Raw genomic sequence first — 20484 nt, 5'->3', positions numbered from 1 at the left:
GCTCAGGGCAGGAAGCGAGAGGGACCGAACGGTGAGGGCTCTGGCGCAGGCGCGGGGGCCGGGGCATCGGTTTGCAGCGGCATGCGCACGGTCACGCGGGTGCCTTCGCCGCCGGGGCCGGGCACCATCTCCAGGCTGATGTCCTGGCCGTAGGCAGAGCGCAGGCGCTCGCGCACGCTTTGCAGACCGAAGCCTGGGCCGCTGCTGGTGGCGTCCTCTTCAGACAGGGTGCGGCCGGTGTTGACGACATCGAGCAGCAGGTGTTGCCCCTGCTGCCGGGCGCGCACGGTGAGCTGGCCTTTGCCTCGGCTGGATTCGAGCCCGTGCTTGATGGCGTTCTCGACCAGGGGCTGCAGCAGCAAGGTGGGCACATGGATGCCGGCGAACTGGGGCGGCAGGTCCACTTCGATTTGCAGGCGCGGGCCCATGCGGATCTGCATCAGCGCGAGGTAGTCCTGCAGGCGGGCAAACTCGTCACGCAGGGGGTGGCTCAGGGCGCGGCTGCCTTGCAGGGTGGCACGCAGGAAGGTGATGAGGTGCTCGAGCATGGCCTGGGCGCGCGGCGGGTCGGCGTCGATCAGCGCGTGCAGGTTGGCCAGGGTGTTGAACATCATGTGCGGGTCGAGCTGGGCCCGCAGCAGTTGCAGCTGGCTCTCGACGGCCTGACGTTGTGCTGCCTCGGTGCGCACCTCGTTGGCGGCCAGTCGCACGCGCATGTAGTCCAGCGTGAAGGTCAGCAGCGCGATGCTGCAGGTCATGACCATGGCCACGCCGAAGGGCAGGGTGTCGCCGATGTGGGCGCTGCCCGGCCAGGGCAGGCTCAGCACCGCGCGGGCCAGGAACACGCCGAAGCCCGCAGCGATCGGCATGCACACCAGCGCGCAGAGCAGGTGGGTTCGCCAGCGCACCAGGCCGTACACGCCGCTGTGCAGGTAGCGGTGACGCAGCTCGGGCTGCTGGCGCCAGACGTAGCGGGCTTCGGCGAGGAAGACGATGCCGGTCAGCGTCCATGCCCAGTAGCCCAGGCTGATGGCGTAAGCCAGGAAGACGATGAGCGAGTGGCCCTCGTGCGGGCCGGGGGCGGCCACTTCCAGCGCCCACATGAACAGGGCAATCGCCACGCTCCAGGCCAGGTTGAACCAGCCTGTGCGCGGGATGGACCCGAGCGTGGTCGGGTCGCTGGATGGGGCCTGGGTGGACATCCCCCGATTGTGTCAGCCGCGTGCGCTCAATGCAGCGTCGGCATGATCCAGCCTTTGAGCCAGCCCTGCAGCTCGGGGAACTCTCTGATGGCGAGTGGCCCGAAGGACACGAGGATCAGGCCCACCGTCATGACGGCGCAAGGCAGGATCCAGCGTTCGTAGCGGCGGTAGAAGGAGCGCTGGTGGGCGGCTTCTTCGTCGGAAGCTTCGATGAGTGCATCACCCACGGCTTGTCGAGCCAGCAGTTGGTTGAGCGCCACCGGCGGCATCAGGTAGCCCAGCTCGAAGGCCACCAGCACCATCATCCAGAAGTGAACGGGGTCGATGCCGCTTTTGTAGGCCAGCGGAGCCAGCGTGCCCGAGACCAGGAAGATGGCGCCCAGGGGCTCCATGAACATGCCCAGCACGACCAGGGCGGTGGCCATGAAGGCCATGGCCGTCCAGGCGCTGTCGAACACGTCGGGTGCGTAGTGGATGATGCCCGAGCGCTCGATCACACCACCTGCTGCTTGCGACAGCAGGATCAGGAAGAGGTAGCCACCCAGGTGCTCGACCGTCTCCATGGTGGAGACACGGATCGACGACTCGATGCCCTTTTCGCGGTGCATGGCGAAAGCCAGCTGGGTCGATTGCGGGCCGAAGCCACGGGCCTGCAGCAGTTTGTCGAACACGACGATGAGGATCATCATCACCGGCATGATGATCGGCGCGGTGATCTCGTTGAGCGGCGAGTTCAGCACCGTGGCGTAGAAGGCGCTGACCACGGCCACGACGGCCACATAGGGCAGCAGCGTCGGGATCTGGCGCAAGGTGGCGGGCAGGGCCTCGCTCACCGGGGCGATGTCGATGGTGTGCTTTTCACGGCGCAGTTGCGAGGCGATGAAGAACAGCGCGGACGTCAGGAAGAAGACGTACAGGCCCCAGTGGAAGAGCTCGTCGCTGGTGACTTCCTTGTTGACGGCCACGATGGCGATGACCAGCAGGCTGGGGCTGAGCACCACCCCCAGCGAGCCCGACATGGCGGTGGCGCCCAGGGCGTACTGGCTGCTGCCGCCCACGGCCCGGATCTCGTGATAGATGATGGCGCCAGCGGCCATCACGAAAGCACCCGAGCCGCCGGTGTAGGCCGTCGGGATGGCGGCGGCCAGCAGCACGAAAAAGGTCAGCGCTTCGGGCGAGAGCTTCCAGGGGCGCAGCAGGTTCATGAAGACATCGACCATGCGGCTTTGCTTGAACAGCATGCCGCACCAGATGAAGAGCGCGAGCTGCAGCGGCAGGTTCGGGAACTCCATCAGGGCGTTGGTGTAGATGGCCAGGCCCGAGGGGTGGTTGGCGCCGAAGAAGTAGTTGGCCGAGCTCAGCGTCATCAGGCCGGCGAGCGGCACGCACTTGAGCGCGTTCAGCCAGCTGCCTTCGCCAATGTGGTGGGCGTCGTTCGGGCGATGCGGGCGCACGGTCTGCCAGGCGCTCACGAGCATCAGCGAGCCGAACAGCGCCATCCAGGCGAAGTGGATGTGCGGGTCTTCGACCTCCACGCCCGAGGCCACGGAGATCTGGTAGTAGCGGATGGCCGACCACATCGAGACCGACGAGGCCGCCAGCATGGTCCAGGCCTGGATCTTGAAGTCCCGGGGGAAACGGGGCGCGATCAGGCTGATGTGGTGGTAGCCCAGCGTGGTGGCCACGATGGTCACGCCCATGAGCAGCAGCAGGATCAGCGGGCGGTTTTCGGTGCCGAACTGGAACAGGCCGAAGAAGCTGGTCTCCAGGGTCCGGTAGGCGATGACGGTGGGCGTCAGGTGCGTGATGGCCTTCTGGTACAGCTCGTGGCGGGCTTGGCATTGCTGCAGGGACACGAGCACGGCATGGCGGCGAGCCACCGGGTCGATGGCCGAGGCTTCGAACAGGTCGTCGAGCGCGTCGCCGGTGCTGCGCTGGTCTGCGGCGATCTGGCGGGCGACCTCGGCATCGACGTTCAGGCTCGGGTCGCAGGCGGGTTTTTCAGGGTCGGCGCGCAGCATGAAGTACTGCACCCCGTTGTCCTTGTCGCCGAACATGGACTCGCCCATGCGCAGCAGCTGCCCGTGCAGCATCTCGCCAGTGCCGATGACCAGCACGAGCAGCAGCAAGGTGATGGTGGGCAAGCCGACCAGCCATTCGCTCGGCTTGCGGCCGAAGAGGCTGAACCTGGGTGGGGCGTGCAGGGTGGTTTCTGCTGACATGGTTTGTCTCCTGGTACCAGCGCAGGCCTCTGGCGGACCTCGTCGCTTTTTGTGTGGGTTTCCAGGCGCGACTCTAGGGACAAGGTCAAGCGCGAAACATTAGGGAAAGATGGATGGCGGGCTGGGCGGCGCGAAACGGCATCTGACGGGAGTGAATGGCAAGGCGCCAATGAGAAGGGCTCCCCGCAGGGAGCCCTTGTTGCATCGCGAAAGCGCCAGCTTGGGCGCAGAAACCGAGGCGATCAGGCCAGTTTGCCGTGGCAGTTCTTGTATTTCTGGCCGCTGCCGCAGGGGCAGGGGTCGTTGCGGCCCACGCGCGGCACGTCTTGTTTGGCGGTGGCCGGATCGGTCTCGGTGACCACCGAGCCGTCTTCGGCCGGGTGCGTGTAGGTGACGTTGCTCAGGCGCTCGCCCTGGTCTTCGATGGCCTGGGCGGCTTGTGCAGCCTCTTCCTGGCTCTGGATGCGCACCGTCAGCAGCTTGCGGGTGACGTCCATCTTGACCACGTCGAGAAGCTGGCCGAAGAGCTCGAATGCCTCGCGCTTGTACTCCTGCTTGGGGTTCTTCTGGGCGTAGCCGCGCAGGTGGATGCCCTGGCGCAGGTAGTCGAGCGCAGCCAGGTGCTCGCGCCAGTGCAGGTCGATGGACTGCAGCAGCACCATGCGCTCGAACGGCGCGAACTGCTCGCGGGTGACGGCATCGACCTTGGCCTGGTAGGAGGAGGTCGCGGCTTCGAGCACGCGCTCGAGCACGTCGTCGGCCTCGACCGACTGGGCGCCTTCGACCCACTTGACCAGGTCAACGTCGAGTTGCCACTCTTCTTTGAGCAGCTTCTCGAGTGCGGTCAGGTCCCTTTGCTCTTCGAGGCTGTTCTCGGGCACGAAGGTGTGCACGACATCGCCCAGCGCGCCCTTGCGCAGGTTGGCGATGGACTCGGCCACCTCGGTCGATTCGAGGATCTCGTTGCGCTGCTGGTAGATGACCTTGCGCTGGTCGTTGGAGACGTCGTCGTACTCGAGCAGCTGCTTGCGCATGTCGAAGTTGTGGCCTTCGACCTTGCGCTGCGCGCTTTCGATGGAGCGCGTGACGATGCCGGCTTCGATGGCTTCGCCCTCGGGCATCTTCAGGCGGTCCATGATGGCGCGCACGCGGTCGCCCGCGAAGATGCGCATCAGTGGGTCGTCCAGCGAGAGGTAGAAGCGCGAGGAGCCCGGGTCACCCTGGCGACCGGCGCGGCCACGCAGCTGGTTGTCGATGCGGCGCGACTCGTGGCGCTCGGTGGCGATGATGCGCAGGCCGCCCAGCTCCTTGACCTTGGCATTGATCGACTGCTGCTCGGCCTTGAGCGCGGCGATCTTGGCTTCCTTGGCGGCGTGGTCCAGCGACTCGTCGGCTTCGATCAGCTGGATGTCCTTCTCGACATTGCCGCCGAGCACGATGTCGGTGCCCCGACCTGCCATGTTGGTGGCGATGGTGACCATGCCCGGGCGGCCGGCCTGCGCGACGATGTCGGCTTCGCGGGCGTGCTGCTTGGCGTTGAGCACCTGGTGGGGCAGGCCCTCTTTGGTCAGCATCTGAGCGATCAGCTCGGAGTTCTCGATCGAGGTGGTGCCCACCAGCACGGGCTGGCCGCGGCCGTGGCAGTCCTTGATGTCGTCGATGATGGCCTTGTACTTCTCTCCGGCGGTCTTGTAGACCAGGTCGAGCTGGTCCTTGCGCAGCATCACGCGGTTGGGCGGGATGACCACGGTTTCCAGGCCGTAGATGGACTGGAATTCGAAGGCTTCGGTGTCGGCCGTGCCGGTCATGCCCGAAAGCTTGCCGTACATGCGGAAGTAGTTCTGGAAGGTGATCGAGGCCAGGGTCTGGTTCTCGGCCTGTATCTGCACGCCTTCCTTGGCCTCGACGGCCTGGTGCAGGCCGTCCGACCAGCGGCGACCCGACATCAGGCGGCCGGTGAATTCGTCGACGATGACCACTTCACCGTTCTGGACCACGTAGTGCTGGTCCTTGTTGAACAGGTGGTGCGCGCGCAGGCCCGCGTACAGGTGGTGCATCAGGGTGATGTTGGCGGCGTCGTACAGCGAGGCGCCTTCGGCCAGCAGGCCGGCGTCAGACAGCAGGCGCTCGGCGTTTTCGTGGCCGGCTTCGGTCAGGAAGACCTGGCGGGTTTTCTCGTCGGCGGTGAAGTCGCCCGGCTCGATGATGCCTTCGCCGGTTTTCGGGTCCTCTTCGCCGATCTGCTTCTTGAGGTGGGGCACCACCGCGTTGATGCGCAGGTACAGCTCGGTGTGGTCGTCGGCCTGGCCGGAGATGATCAGCGGCGTGCGGGCTTCGTCGATCAGGATGGAGTCGACTTCGTCGACGATGGCGAAGTTCAGGCCACGCTGCACGCGGTCGCGCACCTCGTAGACCATGTTGTCGCGCAGGTAGTCGAAGCCGTACTCGTTGTTGGTGCCGTAGGTGATGTCGCAGGCGTAGGCGGCTTGCTTGTCCTCGCGGGGCATTTGCGGCAGGTTGATGCCCACCGTCAGGCCCAGGAAGGTGTAGAGCTTGCCCATCCACTCGGCGTCACGGCGCGCGAGGTAATCGTTGACGGTGACGAGGTGCACGCCCTTGCCGGTCAGGGCATTGAGGTAGACGGGCAGGGTGGCGGTCAGGGTCTTGCCTTCGCCGGTGCGCATTTCGGCGATCTTGCCGTTGTGCAGTGCCATGCCGCCCAGCATCTGGACGTCGAAATGGCGCATCTTGAAGACGCGCTTGGAGCCTTCGCGAACCACGGCAAATGCTTCAGGCAGCAGTTTGTCGAGCGATTCGCCCTGCGCGATGCGCTGCTTGAACTCGTCGGTCTTGGCGCGCAGTTGCTCGTCGCTCAGGGGCTCGAGGCTGGGTTCGAGCGCGTTGATCTTGGTGACCGTTCGACGGTATTCCTTGAGCAGGCGTTCGTTACGGCTACCAAAAATCGAGGTCAGGAGCTTGGGCAACATGGAGCGGTCAGTTCAATCAGGCCGGCCTGTCGGGTGACGGCCGGCTTCGGCGAGCGGGGTGATCGGCCACGCCGATCGAAGCGAAAAAGTGTAGCACCGGGGTGTGACCCGGCCATGGCAGGGTCACCCGGCCCGCGAATGGGGGGCTGAAGCGGCGTGTTCCGCAGGGGACAGCCAGGCCGTCACCAGCGAGCTCAGGGCCACGCACGCCACCATCACGGCGCCCGAGGGCAGGTCGAACATGGCCGACAGGCACAGCCCGAGCAGGCAGCCCAGCCCGCCCGTCAGCCAGCCGGCCAGCATCGCGGCGCGTGGCGGCAGGTGTCGCACGGCCAGCGCCGGCATGATCAGGCAACTGAAGACGAGGTAGACCCCCACCAGCTGGACCGAGGCCGTCACTGCCACGGCGAACAGCAGGTAAAAGCCGGTGCGGCCCAGTCGCTCGCCCAGGCCGAACCACAGCGCCAGCAGCACGGCGGTCAGCCCTGCCATCAGCTGCAGCTGGCCTGACGTCACCCACAGCACCTGCCCGACCAGGAGGTCCTGCAGGTGCTCGCCGCCGTGCGGGTTGTTGGCCAGCAGCAAGATGCCGCTGGACGAGGCCAGCACGAACAACACGCCGATCAGGGCCTCCTGGATGTCGGGCCAGCGGCGCTCCATCCAGGTCATCAGCAGGGCCCCCCCGGCGGCGGCGCCCATGGCCGTGGCCTGCACCGCCCAGCCCTGGGGCTCCCAGCCCAGGGTGTGCGCCGCGATCAGCCCCAGCCCGGCGATCTGGGCGATCGCCAGGTCGATGAAGACGATGCCTTTGCGGAGCACCTGCCGCCCCAGCGGAACGTGCGTGGCCAGCACGAGCAACGCCGCCAGCAGGGCCGGGCCGACGATGCCCCAGTCGATGGGGTGCAGGCCTTCGATCATCGGCGGGCTTTCAGCAACAGGTCGATGGTCTCGTCAAACAGGCTGAACAGGTCCTGCGCCCGATCGCTGCCGCCCACCGTGTAGGGCACCACCACCACGGGCAGTTTGCTGCGGTCAGCCAGCCATTGCGAGGCCCGACCGTCTTGGTAGGCCGCACGCAGGATCAGCTTGGCGGGTTGCCCCTGCAGTTGCTGCAGCACGGCCGACAGGTGCGGGCTGGTCGGCTCGACCCCTGGTTTGGGCTCCAGTGTTGCCACCTGCCTGAGGCCCAGCCAGGCTTCCAGGTAAGGAAAGCCGCGGTGCTGCACGACGATGGGCGTGCCCTTCAAGGGTGCTGCAGCCAGCGTCCAACGCTGCACGGCCGGCGTCCAGCGGGCCTGGAAGTCGGCCAGTCGCTGGCGGTAGAGCGCGGCGTTGGCCGGGTCGACCTCGGCGAGCCGTTGGGCCAATGCCTGTGCCACCTTGCCAATGTTGCGCGGATCGGTCTGGATGTGCGGGTTGCCCTCGGCGTGCACGTCGCCATCGGCACGGTCCAGGCGACCCGGCACCTCCAGCATCGTCACCTGATCGGCGGCCTCGAAGTTGCCAGGTTTGCCCGGCTGCACAGCGGCGTTGCCGGCCTGGCGCAGCAGCACGGGCAGCCAGCCCACCTCCAGCTCGGCACCGGTGCACACCAGCAGGTCGGCGTTGCGCACGGCGGCGATCAGGCTGGGGCGGGCCTGGATGGCGTGAGGGTCCTGCAGGGCGTGGGTGGCGGCGTAGACGCTGGCCTGGTTGCCGGCGAGTTCCTTGGTCAGCGCGGCCCACTCGGGCTCACAGGCCACGACCTTGATCGGGCTGGAAGCGTGAGCGGGGGAGGTGGCCAGTGACCCGGCCAGCAACGCGGCCGAGGCCAGGCCGCGCCAGGTGGCTGCGGCGATGCCAACGATGCGCGGGCGTCGCTTGGCGCGCAGGGTGTTGTGGATGAGGCTCATGTCAGCGCCTTCTTCAGAAGCTGTGCGCGCCGTGGGCGCCCAGGTTGACCTGGTAGCGCAGGAAGACCTGGTGGTCCACGCCGTCGGCGCGCACGCGGTCTTCGCTGAGTTGCAGGCGCCAGCGGCTGAACTCGCTGGGCGACCAGTCGAACATCAGGCTGGTGCGGCGCGGCTTGCGGGTGCCCTCGTCTGCGCTGGCCAGGGCGGCGTTGCCACCGAAGTTGACCGAGCCGCCATCGAGCTGGTCAAAGCGCAGCCCGGTGCGCCATTGCGGCATGAACTGCCACACGCCCTGCAGGTACCAGCCCGATTGCGCCGAGCGGTAGGCGTCGGTGGTGTTGCCCGCGCCAGTGAGGTCGGCGGTGTCGTAGGTCACGTCACCACGCTCCTGGCGGCGGAAGTACTCGCCTTGCAGTTGCAAGTTGGTGACCTTGGCGTTGCCGTTGGGCGCCCATTTCCAGACACCGTCAACCGCCCAGATGCGGCTGCGTCCGGTGAAGCTGTTGACCAGCGGGGCGCTGCCACCGTTGGGGTCTTCGGACTCCCACTCGCGGCCATCGGCATGGGTGCGCATCCACGACACGCCGGCGCGCCAGCTCTGGCTCAGCCCGATGTCGCCACCCGTGTGGGCCGACAGCAGCAGGGCGCCCGCGCCATTGCGGTTGCGCTCGCTGCCCGGGAAGTTGTTGCCATTGCCCAGCTCCACGCCGAGCTCGACGTAGCGCTCCAGGGGCAGCACCCAGCGCGCCTGCAGGCCTTCTTGCTTGAACTGACCGCCCAGCAAGGCCTGGTGGGCCAGCGGCGCATCGACGAAGTCCCAGGCGTGGGCGTGCTGTTCGTTGAGGTAGCCCAGGCCCGCGAAGAAGCGGCCGGCCTTCAGGCGCAGCCCTGCGGGCAGTGCGGTGGTCTGCACATAGGCTTCTTCGACCTCGGTTTCGTTCTCTGGCGTGACGGCCAGCGTCAGGGAGCCATAGAACAAGTGATCGACGTTGGTCGCCAGCGTGATCTCGGACTCGCTGAGGGTCAGGCCGCGCGAGCCTGGGCCCACCTCGCCGCCCGTGGGCAGGAAGCCGGGGATGGCCCAGGTTTCGGGGTCCTTCGACAGGCCGTTGTAGCCGCCGCTGAGCACGGCCGACACGGAGGGGTTGAAGCCCGCTGCGCCCTGGCGGGCCATGGGACGGGCCGGGTCCTGCGGGGCTGAGCGATCTGACGCCGCAGGCGCCGTGGTGGCGTTTGGCGTGGCGTTGGCCACCGCTGACGGCGCGGTCGCTGCGACAGCTGGTTGCTGTGAGCGCTGGGCCGCCTGCAGCCTGGCCTCGAGCGCCTGGATGCGGGCGTCGTACTGGCGGCGCATCTCGTCGAGCTGCTGGCGAAGCTCCTGGAGCGAGTCTGCAGAAGATGGGGCTGTGCTCTGGGCCCAGACCGGGGCGTTGCCCAGTGCGGTGCTCAGGACCGCAGCCAGGGCCAGGGCGCGCGGGGTGTGGGGTGCAGACAGGGGCGAGGCAATGCGCGCGCGCAGAGCGCCGCGTTGAGGAGTGCGGGACATGGTGATGCTTTCCCGGGCCGGTTTCAGATGTGATGGCCCGATGTGTTCGAAGCAGGCTTCGATCGAAGGAGGTGGCGCGGCCAGGAGCTCCTGCCTTTCAAGGGGCGGGCGCGTCGAGGGCCGACGGCATGGCGACGGGGGAGGCGAGCGCCTCAGGCCAGGAAAGCAGGGGGGGCACGGGCCCGGTGCGCCACCACCGTCACAGCAGCCGCCACCAGGCCTGCACCTGCCATCTGGGATGCGACGGCATCGCAATCCGGCAGGCTCACCAAAGGCGTGCCCGAGCTGGCGTGGTCAAGGGCGTGACCCGCCAGGCAGCTCAGGCATTGGCTGTGGGCCGCGTGGTGGTCGGGGTCGGCCTCGTGCTCGAGCGCGTGGCGCAGCACCAGCTGCTGCGTCAGCAGCAACAGCAGGGCCAGTGCGAGGTGCAGCAGGCCGTGGCGCAGGTGTTTCGGGCTCGTTGGGAGACGCATGAGGACGCAAGCTTAACGGATGCTTGCCAAGCGTCAGCGGCTGACCTTGGCGGCGTTGTTGCCCCCGGCCGCTTGAAGGAAGCGCGTCGGGTTCTGCTGAACCCCGTCAACCAGCACCTCGAAGTGCAGGTGCGGCCCGGTGGAGCGCCCGGTGTTGCCTACCTCGGCGATGCGCTGGCCCCGCTTGACCAGGTCTCCTTGCTTGACCAGCATGCGCAGGGTGTGGGCGTAGCGCGTGACCAGCCCGTTGCCGTGGTCGAGCTCGACCAGCAGGCCGTATTGAGGGTGAGGCCCCGCCGACAGCACCACGCCGCCCGCGGCCGCCACGATGGGGGTGCCGGGGTCTGCGGGGAAGTCGAGCCCGGTGTGCAGGGCCGGCCGACCGGTGAAGGGGTCGCTGCGGAAGCCGAAGCCTGAGCCGATGGGGCCGTCCACGGGCTGCGTGCTGGGCATCAGCAGCGCATCCAGGCGCTTCTCGAACAGGTGGGACTCGATCAGCGTGAGCACGTCGGCGTGGCGCTCACCCAGCGCGTGGAGGTGTTCGACCTGGCCGTTCAGCGCCGCGAGGATGTCGGCGGACGTGGTGGCGGGGCCGGTGTCTTTCAGCGACACCAGGGGGCCACCGGATGCCGCAGCGGCACCACTTGCCGAGCCCAGGACTCCTGACGCCCCCGAGGCGGCTGGCGTCGGTGCCTCGATGGCCTTGAATTCTTCGGCCTTCATGCCGGCCATGCCCGCCACGCGTTCGCTGACAGCTTCCAGGCGGAGCAGGCGGGCTTGCATCTCGCCCACTTTTTCGGCCATGGCGTCGAGGTTCTCGCGCATGAAACGGTCGCGCTGGGCCAACTCCTGCCGCTCGACGAAACGCACTGCCTCGGAGATGATCGGCCAGCGCTCGTGGGCGGCCTTGAGCACCACGGCGTGGTACACAATCAGGCTCAGGATCATCAAGGGGATGATCAGCGCCAGCCCGGTCAGCACCAGGCTCCAGGGCGTGAACTGAAAGACCTTCGGCCTTGACAGCGCACTGGTCGTGATCAGGATCTGCATGCGTGACTTCCTTTGCTGAACCCATGAGCAAGCGCTCCCAGCCCCCATCAGGCGGCCGAATCCGCACCGTCACCCCGTCGCTGCACTGCCGGCCGATGGTGCCGGACGTGCCGCCCGTCACCCGGGCGCTCGATCGCGCATCGCCCCTGTCCAGCCTGATGCAGCGCCTGCGGCATTCGCAGGCTTGTCTCGAAGCCGTCAAGGAGGTGCTGCCGCCTTCGCTGGCGGCTCAGTTGCAGGCCGGGCCGTTCGACGAAGAGGGATGGACCCTGCTGGTCGCGAACCCGGCCGCGTCGGCCAAGTTGCGCCAGTCGCTGCCGCACCTGAATGAGGCGCTGTCAGCGAAGGGGCTCAAGGTTAACGCAATCCGCGTCAAGGTCCGCGGACGCTGAAGTCACCAGGTGTTCGGGCCTGGTGCGCTGGATCAAGCCAGCAGGGCGGGCGTCTGGGCCGCCAGCGCCTGACGCTGCGCGGTCGCCTTGCCTTGCAGGACAAAGCCCAGCAGTTGCTCACCGGCCATGAAGCGCGCCTCGATGGCTTCTTCGGTCTCGGTGACCTCCCACTCGCCCTGGGCATCGCCAGCGGGCGGGCAGACCACGGTCGGCCAGGCAGGCGTCTTGACCACCACGGGCATGGCCGGGTAGCTCACCTCGGTGGGCTTGCCCGCCAGGGTGGCTGCCAGGGCGCGGGCTTGACCCATCAGCGGCAGCACGTAAGGCAGCAGGTGGCCGGCCACCTCGGCGCAGTCGCCCACGGCGTGCACATGGGGCACGCTGGTGGCCAGGTGGCGGTCAACGACGATGCCGCGGTTGACGGCCAGGCCAGCGTCGGCGGCCAGATGGGTGCGGGGCTTGAGGCCAATGGCCGAGAGCACCAGGTCGGTTTCAAGCTGGCTGCCATCCGACAGCGTCAGCACCAGGCCGTTGGCGCCGAGGTTGACGGCGGTCACGCCAGTGCCGAAGCGAAAGCTCGCGCCGCCAGCTTCGAGCTTGGCCTGCAGGCGCGCCGAGGCCTGGGGTGGCAGCAGGCGCGGCAGCACGCGCTCGGCCAGGTCGAGCACGGTGGGTTGCACTTCGCGGTGCAGCAGGTCGTTGGCGAATTCGCAGCCGATCAGGCCGGCGCCCAAAATGGCCACGCGCTTGACCGGCTGGCCACCCGGGCCGGCGGTGTCGAGCGCCTCGGCGAAGCGGGCGAAGTCGTCCAGGTCGTTGACCGACAACACGGTGCTGGCGGCATCGCCTTCCAGGGGCAGGCGGATCGGGTCTGCGCCCAGGGCCAGCACGAGGTCACGGTAGGGCAGGAGCTCGCCGCTGGAGAGCGTGAGCGTGCGCGCGGCGGTGTCGAGCTTCGTCACGCTGGTGCGGGCCAGCACGCGCAGCTTGACCTCGTCGGCCATTTTTTCAGCCGACTTGGTCACCAGCGAGGCAGCCGTTTTTTTGCCCGCCAGGGCGTTCGAAAGCATGGGCTTGGAATAGAAACCGGCCTCGTCGCGGCTGACCACCACGATGGGGACCTCGGCGTCGGCCTTGCGCAGTTCGCGCGCGACGTTGTAGCCCGCCAGCCCGGAGCCGACGATGACGACCGATTCACTCATGCCCGCTGCTCCCAATCAGATCTCGATCATTTCGAAGTCGGACTTGCCGACGCCACAGTCCGGGCATTCCCAGTCGGCGGGCACGTCTTCCCATTTGGTTCCGGGGGCGATGCCGTCTTCGGGGGCACCTTTGGCTTCGTCGTAAACGTAGCCGCACACAACACACTGGTAGGTCTTCATGAATTCTTCCAAAAACGGGGGTGGATTCTGGGGCCAAGGCCGGCCAGGGCCGGGGTGCGATGGCGTCAAAAGGGCAGCCGAGGCGTCAAAACGGCGTCTGACGCCAAGGTGTCGGCGTTCGGCTGGCCGCCGAGGGGGCAAGGCAGGTGATCAGTCGGGGGCGTCCAGCAGGTCTTCGGTGGTGGGCTTGGCCTCCACCCGGTAATGTTCCGATGCCCAGGCGCCCAGGTCGATGGCTTTGCAGCCTTTGCTGCAGAACGGGCGATACGGGTTGTCGGTGCTGTAGACGTGCGTGACGCCGCAGGATGGGCAACGCACCTGGGGGCCGGCGCTTGCGGCGCCTTCGTTGGGATGCTTGGGCGGGGTGGGCACGGCGAGGGCTCGCGGGCAGAAAGTCGGTAGGGAACGGGCGAAATCCTGGGCTAGGTCCGCGTGACTCAGGCGCAAAGCGTCAACTCGAAGCTCGCGTCCGTGTCTGAGGCGATCTTGAGCTTGCCGTCGGCGTCGGGACGCATCAGGCGGATGGACACCATCAGGCGGTTGGCGCTGATCTCGGGAACCAGGCCCAGCGCCGGGTCGATGCGCAGGCGCAGCAGGTGGAAGCTGCGAGAGTCTTTCAGGTTTTGCTGGTACTGCCCGCAAGGCGCGGCAACCATGTGCGGGTGGCCGCCATCGCGTTGCAGGCCCAGCACCAGGCGAACGGCCTCGGCGAAGGGCGCCAGCGTGCCGGCCCACTGCTGCAGGTCTTCCTGGCGTTTGGCGGCTGGCTCGTGTTGCCAGGCGTAGTACGAGGGCAGGTCGAACTCGCAGGTGCCGCCGGGGATGCTGATGCGGCTGCGGATGCCCATGAGCCAGTCGTTGGCGGCCAGCGCCTGACCGGCCTTGCCGGGCACCTGGTTGAGCGCGTGGTGGATGCGCTCGATGCGGGCCAGCACTTCGTCGAGCGCGGCTTCCTGGATGGCGGGGTTGCCGCGGTAGGCCATGAGCTGCTGCTTGTGGCGATCGAGGTCGCGCAGCAGGTCGCTCTTCAAGTCGGCGCGGGCGGCCACGTCCATGATCTCGAAGATGGTGGCCAGCGCGAAGTGGTGATCGACGGGGTCTTGCCGCCAGATCAACACCCCGAGGCGGTCGAAAAGGTGCTCGAGCCGCAACGTCGTGCGGATGCTTTCGCCGAAGGGGTATTCGTAGAGGATCAACGCGCCACCTGAAACCTGCAAGCCGGGTCAGCTGCCATTGTTCCACAAGCGCCAGAGCTTGCCGACCTCGTCGCGAAGTTCTTCCAGGCTCAGGCCCTCGTTGAGGATGACGTGGTCGGCGATGGCGCGCCGCATTTCGCGCGTGGCCTGCTTGGCGAGCACGGCTTCAACCGCCTCGCGCGGCCAACCGGAGCGCACCATCACGCGGGCGATCTGGGTCTCGGGTTCGGTGTCGATGACCAGGATGTGGTCGACCTTGTCGCGCCAGCGCCGCCCCGACTCGGCCATCAGGGGCACGTCGTAGACGATGTGTTGTCCGGGCGCTGCAATGCGGGCGTGTGCGTCGGCCTGCTGGCCGATCAGCGGGTGCAGGATGCCTTCGAGGCGGGCCAGCGCGGCCGGGTCGGCGAAGGCCAGCTCGCGCATGCGGGCGCGGTCCATCGCGCCTTGGGCATCGATCAGGTGCTCGCCGAAGTGCTCGGCGATGTGCGGGATGGCGGCGCCGCCGGGCGCGGTCAGCGATCGAGAGATGGCGTCGGTGTCCACCAGGTGCGCGCCCAGGTCCGTCAGCATCTGGCTGACGGTGGACTTGCCGCTGCCGATGCCCCCTGTCAGACCGATGACCAGGCCCTGGCCATGCGGGTGTCGAGAGCTGCTGGGTGGGTGTTGGCTGGGCATGGCGGGCCTCAGGCCCAGCCCAACCAACCCAGCACCCTGGGTGAGCCGGCCAGGGCGACCACCAGGCCGGCACCGGCCAGGAAGGGCCCGAAAGGCACGTAAACGCCTTCGCGCAGCTTGCCCGAGACCTTCATGCCGATGCCCACCAGCGCGCCGATGACCGAAGAGCCCAGGATGATGGGCAGGATCATGGGCCAGCCCAGCCAGGCGCCCAGCGCGGCCAGCAGCTTGAAGTCGCCGTAACCCATGCCCTCCTTGCCGGTGGCCAGCTTGAAGAACCAGTACACGCTCCACAGCGAGAGGTAGCCCGCCACCGCGCCCCAAAGGGCGTCAATCAAGGGCAGGTTCCAGCCCAGCGCCGAAACCACGAGACCAGCCCACAGCAGGGGCAGCGTCAGGTCGTCGGGCAGCAAGGTGGTGTCCCAGTCGATGGTCGAGGCAGCCACCAGCACGGCCACGAAGCCGCACCACAGCAAGGTGGTGGGTTGCGCGCCGAACTGCAGGCCGCAAGCGGCGAACAGGGCGGCCGTCAGCAACTCGATGAGGGGGTAGCGCACCGAGATGCCGGTGCCGCAGGCGGAACATTTGCCGCGCAGCACCAGCCAGCTCACCACTGGGATGTTCTCCCACCAGCGGATCTGGTGTCCGCAGGCGGGGCAACGCGAGGCCGGCTTGGACAGCGTGAGTGCCTCGGCTGGCTCCGGCTCTTTGACCTCTTGGCCCAGTGTGTACGCGGCGTCCAGCTTCCACTGCTGCTCCAGCATCTTGGGCAGGCGGTGGATGACCACGTTCAGGAAGCTGCCCACGCACAGGCCCAGCACAGCCAGGCCCCAGGGCGTGAGGATGAAGCCGGTGAAAACCGGCCAGAAGGCGTCAGACGACATCGGGGGCAAAACGGGGGCGAGCGACGTCAGACCACCTGACCCAGCTTGAAGATCGGCAGGTACATCGAGACGACGATGCCGCCGATGATGGTGCCCAGGATCACGATGATGAAAGGCTCCATCAGGCTGGACAGCGCCTTGACGGCCTCGTCGACTTCCGCTTCGTAGAAGTCGGCGGCCTTGCCCAGCATCTGGTCGAGCGAGCCGGACTCTTCGCCGATGGCCGACATCTGCAGCACCATGTTCGGGAACAGGTTCGCCGCCTGCATGGCGTTGGTCAGGCTGGTGCCGGTGGAGACGTCTTTCTGGATCTGCTCGGTGGCTTCGGCGAAAACGGCGTTGCCGGCGGCGCCGCCCACCGAGTCGAGCGCCTCGACCAAGGGCACGCCCGCGGCGAACATGGTCGAGAGTGTGCGCGTCCAGCGCGCGGTGGCCGACTTGAAGAGCAGGTCACCGAAGACGGGCATTTTCAGCAGCAGGCGGTCCATGCGCTTTTGCATGGCTTCGGAGCGCTTCCAGGTCTGAAGGAAGAAGTAGATGCCACCCCCGATGGCCCCGAAGATGGCCCACCAGTACTTCACGAAGATCTCGGACATGGCCATCACGAACAGCGTGGGGGCCGGCAGGTCGGCGCCGAAAGAGGTGAAGACCTCCTTGAAGGCCGGGATCACGAAAATCATGATCACCGAGACGACGATGAAGGCCACGACCAGCACGGCGATCGGGTAGGTCAGGGCCGACTTGATCTTCTGCTTGATGGCGATCGTCTTTTCCTGGTAGAGCGCCAGGCGATCGAGCAGGGTCTCCAGGATGCCCGCTGCTTCACCGGCTTCCACCAGGTTGCAGTACAGGGCGTCGAAGTACATCGGGTGCTTGCGGAAGGCCTGAGACAGGCTGGTGCCGGTTTCAACGTCGCCGCGGATGTCGTTGAGCAGCTTGGTGACCTTGGGGTTGGTGCTGCCGCGAGCGACGATGTCGAAGGATTGCAGCAGGGGCACGCCGGCCTTCATCATGGTGGCCAGCTGGCGCGTGAAGATGGCGATGTCTTTCGGCTTGATGCTGCCGCCGCCACCCATGCGGCGCTTCTTGACCTTCTGCACCAGGATGCCCTGGCGGCGCAGCGTGGCGCCCACCATGGCTTCGCCGCCCGCGCGCATCTCGCCCCGGACGATCTTGCCCTGGCGGTCCTTGCCTTCCCATTCGTAGATGGTTTCCTGGACCTGCGATTTCTTGGCTGCTGCCGTGGCCATGTCGGAACTCCGTGACTGATGTCGGCTGGTGGGCTGACTTAAGGGGCGTGGGGGGCGCTGATGCGTTGGCTCATTCGTTGGTCACCGAGATGACCTCTTCGAGCGAGGTCAGGCCTGCCTTGACCTTCACGAGCCCGGATTCGCGCAAGTCTCGCACGCCTTCCCGCTTGGCTTGCTCAGCAATATCCATCGCTGTCCCCTGACTGAGGATGATTCGTTGGATTTCCTCACTGATGGGCATGACCTGGTAAATGCCGACGCGACCTTTGTAACCGTTGTTACAAGCCGAACAGCCAATCGCCTTGTAGGGCTTCCAGGTGCCGTCCAGGTCGGCTTCCTTGAAGCCGGCCTTGAGCATGGCCTCGCGCGGGTAATCGGCAGGGGCCTTGCAGGTGTCGCACAGCTTGCGCGCCAGGCGCTGGGCCGTGATCAGGATGACCGAGGAGGCGATGTTGAACGGCGCCACGCCCATGTTCATCAGGCGGGTCAGGGTGGTGGGCGCGTCGTTGGTGTGCAGGGTGGACATCACCATGTGGCCGGTCTGGGCGGCCTTGATGGCGATGTCGGCGGTCTCCAGGTCGCGGATTTCGCCGACCATGATCACGTCCGGGTCCTGGCGCAGGAAGGCCTTGAGCGCCACCGAGAAGTTCATGCCCGCCCGGTCGTTCACGTTGACCTGGTTGATGCCGGGAAGGTTGATTTCGGCCGGGTCTTCCACGGTCGAGATGTTGACGCCGGGCTGGTTCAGGATGTTCAGGCAGGTGTAGAGCGAGACGGTTTTGCCCGAGCCCGTGGGGCCCGTGACCAGCACCATGCCGTACGGCCGCACGATGGCGTTCATCAGGCGGTCTTTTTCGATCTGCTCGTAGCCCAGGGCGTCGATGCCCAGCTTGGCCGAGGACGGGTCGAGGATCCGGATCACGATCTTCTCGCCGAACAGCGTCGGCAGGGTGCTGACGCGGAAGTCGATGGCCTTGTTGCCGAACTTGAGCTTCATGCGGCCGTCCTGCGGCACGCGTTTTTCGGCGATGTCCAGCTTGGAGATCACCTTGATGCGCGAGGCCAGCTTGTCCTTGATGGCCACGGGCGGCTGGGTGACTTCGCGCAGCTCGCCGTCCACGCGGAAGCGCACGCGGTAGTTGTACTCGTAGGGCTCGAAGTGCAGGTCGGATGCTCGCGCGTTGATGGCGTCGATCAGCATCTTTTGCAGGAAGCGCACCACGGGGGCGTCTTCGACGTCGGTGGCGGCGGCGTCGGCTTCCTGGCTCGAGGTGCCGGTGTCTTCGGTGACGTCGAACTCGAAGTCGGACGAGGCGATGGCGTTGAGCTGGTCTTCGGCGCTGGCGGTCAGGCCTTCGAGCAGCTTGGCCAGTTTGTCGTGCTCGACGATGACCCACTCGGGCGTGAGCTGGGTGGCGAACTTGATGCGCTCGATGGCTTCTTGGTCGGTCGGGTCGGCGCCGGCCACGAACAGGCGGTTGCCTCGCTTGGACAGCACCATCACCTGGTACTGAGACGACAACTTGTTGTCGATCACGCCCTTGGGCAGGCGCTGCGTGTCGATCGCGTTGAGGTCGAGCAGGGGCACGGCCAGCGCCTGTGACAGCGTGTGCGCCAGGTCGGCGGGTTGGATGCGACCGGCCGCCACCAGGGTGCTGACGAAGCTGCGCTTTTGCTCGCGGGCGGTGCGCGTCAGGGTTTCAGCGGACTTCGCGTCGAGCTTGCCGGCGTTGACCAGCACGCGCGCGACACCGGAGAGGGTGCCGGGCGAGTCGGCCAGGGTGGACTCTGCTGCCATGGCGGGGAATGCTTGGGTGACGGGCGCAGGGCGCCCGGGGTTTGCTGCGATCCCGATGTTGCCACGGATACCGGCAGGTGAAAGCGGGTGGAAACCGTGGAAGGCTGCTCAATCAGGCGGCTTGCGATGCTGGCGCGGTGCCCAGGGCGTGGTCTTCGCAGGCTTGGAGCAGATCGCGGCCGTGGTCGCGCCAGGCCCTCAGAGGCGCCTGGCCGATGGCCTGGCGGTTGGCGTCGAGCTCGGCGGTTTGGGTCAGGGCCCAGACCAGCGAGGCGGTCATTTCGCCCGGATCGAGCGGGGAGTAGTAACGAGCCAGGTCCCCGCCCACTTCGGGGATGGAGGTGGCGTTCGATGCCAGGCAGGGCGTGCCGAACCAAAGGCTCTCGCCCACGGGCAGGCCCCAGCCTTCGTACAGGCTGGGGTAGGCGCTGAACAGGGCGTGACTGTAGAGCCAGGCCAGGTCGTCGTCGCTGCAGCCTTCGATCACCAGGATGCGCACGCCGCGCTCGGTGGCGCGGGCCAGCGCGGCCGAGAAAGCCTCCGCCAGCCAGCCCGGGCGCCCGGAGAACACCAGGGTGACGTCGCGGCGACCGGTTTGGTCCAGGGCAGCCACCCATGCGTCGATCAGCCTGGCGCCGTTTTTGCGCCCTTCGACCGAGCCCACGCAGATGACGAAGGGCTGGCCATCGAGCTGGCGCAGGGCGGGGCGGGCGTTGGCGGGCAGCGGGGGGCGGGCACCCCGGGGCTGGCCTTTGAACTCATGGGCCAGGGCGGTGACCTCGATGGGGGGCTGTCGCCCGCGCTCTTGCAGGTAGCCGGCGAGGTCTCGGGCGGTGTTTTGCGACACGCACACGAACTGCGTGGTGCAGCGCGCCATCTTCTCGAGCCAGCGGCCGAAGGCGCTGTTGACGCTGCCCTCGTGCAGGTCGGTGCGCAGCACGGGCACCAGGTCGTGGATCATCTGCACGACCTTGCCACCGCGCGATGCGTGCCGCTCGGCGATGTCGGTGGACCACTCGCGGTTCCAGGCGGTGCCCAGGCAGACGTAGACGTCCGAGGCTTGCAGCGCGATGTCGCGTTGCACACCTTGCTGGCTGGGGTGGCTGGCGGGGGCGCGCAGCAGGCCTTGATCGATCAGGGGGGCCGGGTTCAGCCGGGCCTGCAGCAGGGTGCCGGCTTTGATCAGTTGGCGCTGGATGCGCCGCCAGGTACCTGGACCCGGGTGGGCGGCCAGGCGTTGCTTGAGCCGGATTTCGTTGGGCGAGCGCTCGCTGATGTCCTGGCAGCCTCGGCGGTGGAAATCTTCGGGGTCGAACTGCGATTGCTCGGCCAGGAAGTCCAACTCGAAGGCGTGGCAGCTGCCGTTTGGCTCCGCCACCAGGCCCTTGAAGGGCAGGCGCCGGGGCAGGCGCATGATTTCCCACAGGGCGTTGATCTCCACCCGCTGGATGCCGGTCAGCGTGCCGCCCCGCCTCAGGAACAGCATCACGTCGGTGAGGTCGACAAAGATCGTGGTCAAGGAAGGCGCCTTT

At 67.2% G+C, this 20484-nt stretch carries 18 protein-coding genes; 1 reads left to right on the top strand and 17 read right to left on the bottom strand.

The window, feature by feature from the left end:
- Positions 1–2 precede the first annotated feature (2 nt).
- The 8 genes from ABG80_RS13670 to ABG80_RS13635 all read right to left on the bottom strand — a co-directional run bounded on the left by ABG80_RS13670 (position 3) and on the right by ABG80_RS13635 (position 11372).
- Positions 3–1202, bottom strand: coding sequence for a sensor histidine kinase (locus tag ABG80_RS13670; RefSeq protein ID WP_058088140.1), 1200 nt, complete (start codon positions 1200–1202; stop codon positions 3–5).
- A 26-nt stretch (positions 1203–1228) separates the two neighbouring features.
- A complete protein-coding gene (locus ABG80_RS13665; protein ID WP_058088139.1) occupies positions 1229–3424 on the bottom strand; it encodes a TRAP transporter large permease subunit in 2196 nt (731 codons plus the stop codon).
- Positions 3425–3666: 242 nt separating this feature from the next.
- Positions 3667–6411, bottom strand: coding sequence for a preprotein translocase subunit SecA (secA, locus tag ABG80_RS13660; protein ID WP_058088138.1), 2745 nt, complete (start codon positions 6409–6411; stop codon positions 3667–3669).
- Between the two features lie 123 nt (positions 6412–6534).
- On the bottom strand, positions 6535–7329 hold the full coding sequence (locus tag ABG80_RS13655; RefSeq protein ID WP_058088137.1) for a metal ABC transporter permease: 795 nt from the start codon (positions 7327–7329) through the stop codon (positions 6535–6537).
- Complete coding sequence (locus ABG80_RS13650; RefSeq protein WP_083506081.1) at positions 7326–8303, bottom strand: metal ABC transporter substrate-binding protein; 978 nt, start codon at positions 8301–8303, stop codon at positions 7326–7328. Before ABG80_RS13650 ends, ABG80_RS13655 begins: the two co-directional genes overlap by 4 nt.
- 13 nt (positions 8304–8316) lie before the next feature.
- Complete coding sequence (locus tag ABG80_RS13645) at positions 8317–9849, bottom strand: TonB-dependent receptor (protein ID WP_083506080.1); 1533 nt, start codon at positions 9847–9849, stop codon at positions 8317–8319.
- 152 nt (positions 9850–10001) lie between these two features.
- Positions 10002–10322 (bottom strand): hypothetical protein, encoded by a 321-nt coding sequence (locus ABG80_RS21985; RefSeq protein WP_058088136.1) that lies wholly within the window; start codon positions 10320–10322, stop codon positions 10002–10004.
- A 33-nt stretch (positions 10323–10355) separates the two neighbouring features.
- Complete coding sequence (locus tag ABG80_RS13635; RefSeq protein WP_058088135.1) at positions 10356–11372, bottom strand: M23 family metallopeptidase; 1017 nt, start codon at positions 11370–11372, stop codon at positions 10356–10358.
- Between the two features lie 23 nt (positions 11373–11395).
- Between ABG80_RS13635 and ABG80_RS13630 the strand changes: the two genes are divergently transcribed.
- Positions 11396–11764: a DciA family protein gene (locus ABG80_RS13630; RefSeq protein WP_058088134.1), complete on the top strand. Its 369-nt coding sequence runs from the start codon at positions 11396–11398 to the stop codon at positions 11762–11764.
- A gap of 32 nt (positions 11765–11796) precedes the next feature.
- Here ABG80_RS13630 and ABG80_RS13625 read toward each other — a convergent pair whose 3' ends face one another.
- The 9 genes from ABG80_RS13625 to ABG80_RS13585 form a co-directional block, all read right to left on the bottom strand.
- On the bottom strand, positions 11797–12966 hold the full coding sequence (locus tag ABG80_RS13625) for an NAD(P)/FAD-dependent oxidoreductase (RefSeq protein WP_058088133.1): 1170 nt from the start codon (positions 12964–12966) through the stop codon (positions 11797–11799).
- Positions 12967–12981: 15 nt separating this feature from the next.
- Positions 12982–13146: a rubredoxin gene (locus tag ABG80_RS13620; RefSeq protein ID WP_058088132.1), complete on the bottom strand. Its 165-nt coding sequence runs from the start codon at positions 13144–13146 to the stop codon at positions 12982–12984.
- A 150-nt stretch (positions 13147–13296) separates the two neighbouring features.
- Positions 13297–13518: a DNA gyrase inhibitor YacG gene (locus ABG80_RS13615; RefSeq protein WP_058088131.1), complete on the bottom strand. Its 222-nt coding sequence runs from the start codon at positions 13516–13518 to the stop codon at positions 13297–13299.
- Positions 13519–13583: 65 nt separating this feature from the next.
- Positions 13584–14342, bottom strand: a complete 759-nt coding sequence (gene zapD / locus ABG80_RS13610) for a cell division protein ZapD (protein ID WP_058088130.1) — start codon at positions 14340–14342, stop codon at positions 13584–13586.
- Positions 14343–14369: 27 nt separating this feature from the next.
- A complete protein-coding gene (gene coaE, locus ABG80_RS13605) occupies positions 14370–15020 on the bottom strand; it encodes a dephospho-CoA kinase (RefSeq protein WP_058088212.1) in 651 nt (216 codons plus the stop codon).
- 8 nt (positions 15021–15028) lie between these two features.
- Positions 15029–15904 (bottom strand): prepilin peptidase, encoded by an 876-nt coding sequence (locus ABG80_RS13600; RefSeq protein ID WP_083506078.1) that lies wholly within the window; start codon positions 15902–15904, stop codon positions 15029–15031.
- A 26-nt stretch (positions 15905–15930) separates the two neighbouring features.
- Entirely contained in the window at positions 15931–17154 is a 1224-nt protein-coding gene (locus ABG80_RS13595) for a type II secretion system F family protein (RefSeq protein WP_058088129.1), read from the bottom strand.
- A 70-nt stretch (positions 17155–17224) separates the two neighbouring features.
- Positions 17225–18952, bottom strand: a complete 1728-nt coding sequence (pilB, locus tag ABG80_RS13590; protein WP_058088128.1) for a type IV-A pilus assembly ATPase PilB — start codon at positions 18950–18952, stop codon at positions 17225–17227.
- A gap of 112 nt (positions 18953–19064) precedes the next feature.
- The gene (locus ABG80_RS13585) at positions 19065–20471 is read right to left on the bottom strand and encodes a glycosyltransferase family 4 protein (protein WP_058088127.1); all 1407 of its coding nucleotides are present in this window, start codon (positions 20469–20471) and stop codon (positions 19065–19067) included.
- Positions 20472–20484 lie beyond the last annotated feature (13 nt).

The sequence above is a fragment of the Aquabacterium parvum genome (assembly GCF_001447195.1).
In the GTDB taxonomy this organism is placed as follows: Bacteria; Pseudomonadota; Gammaproteobacteria; order Burkholderiales; family Burkholderiaceae_C; genus Aquabacterium; species Aquabacterium parvum.
The sequence above is the reverse complement of the archived record's forward strand: the minus strand, read 5'-3'. Positions and strand labels throughout refer to the sequence as shown.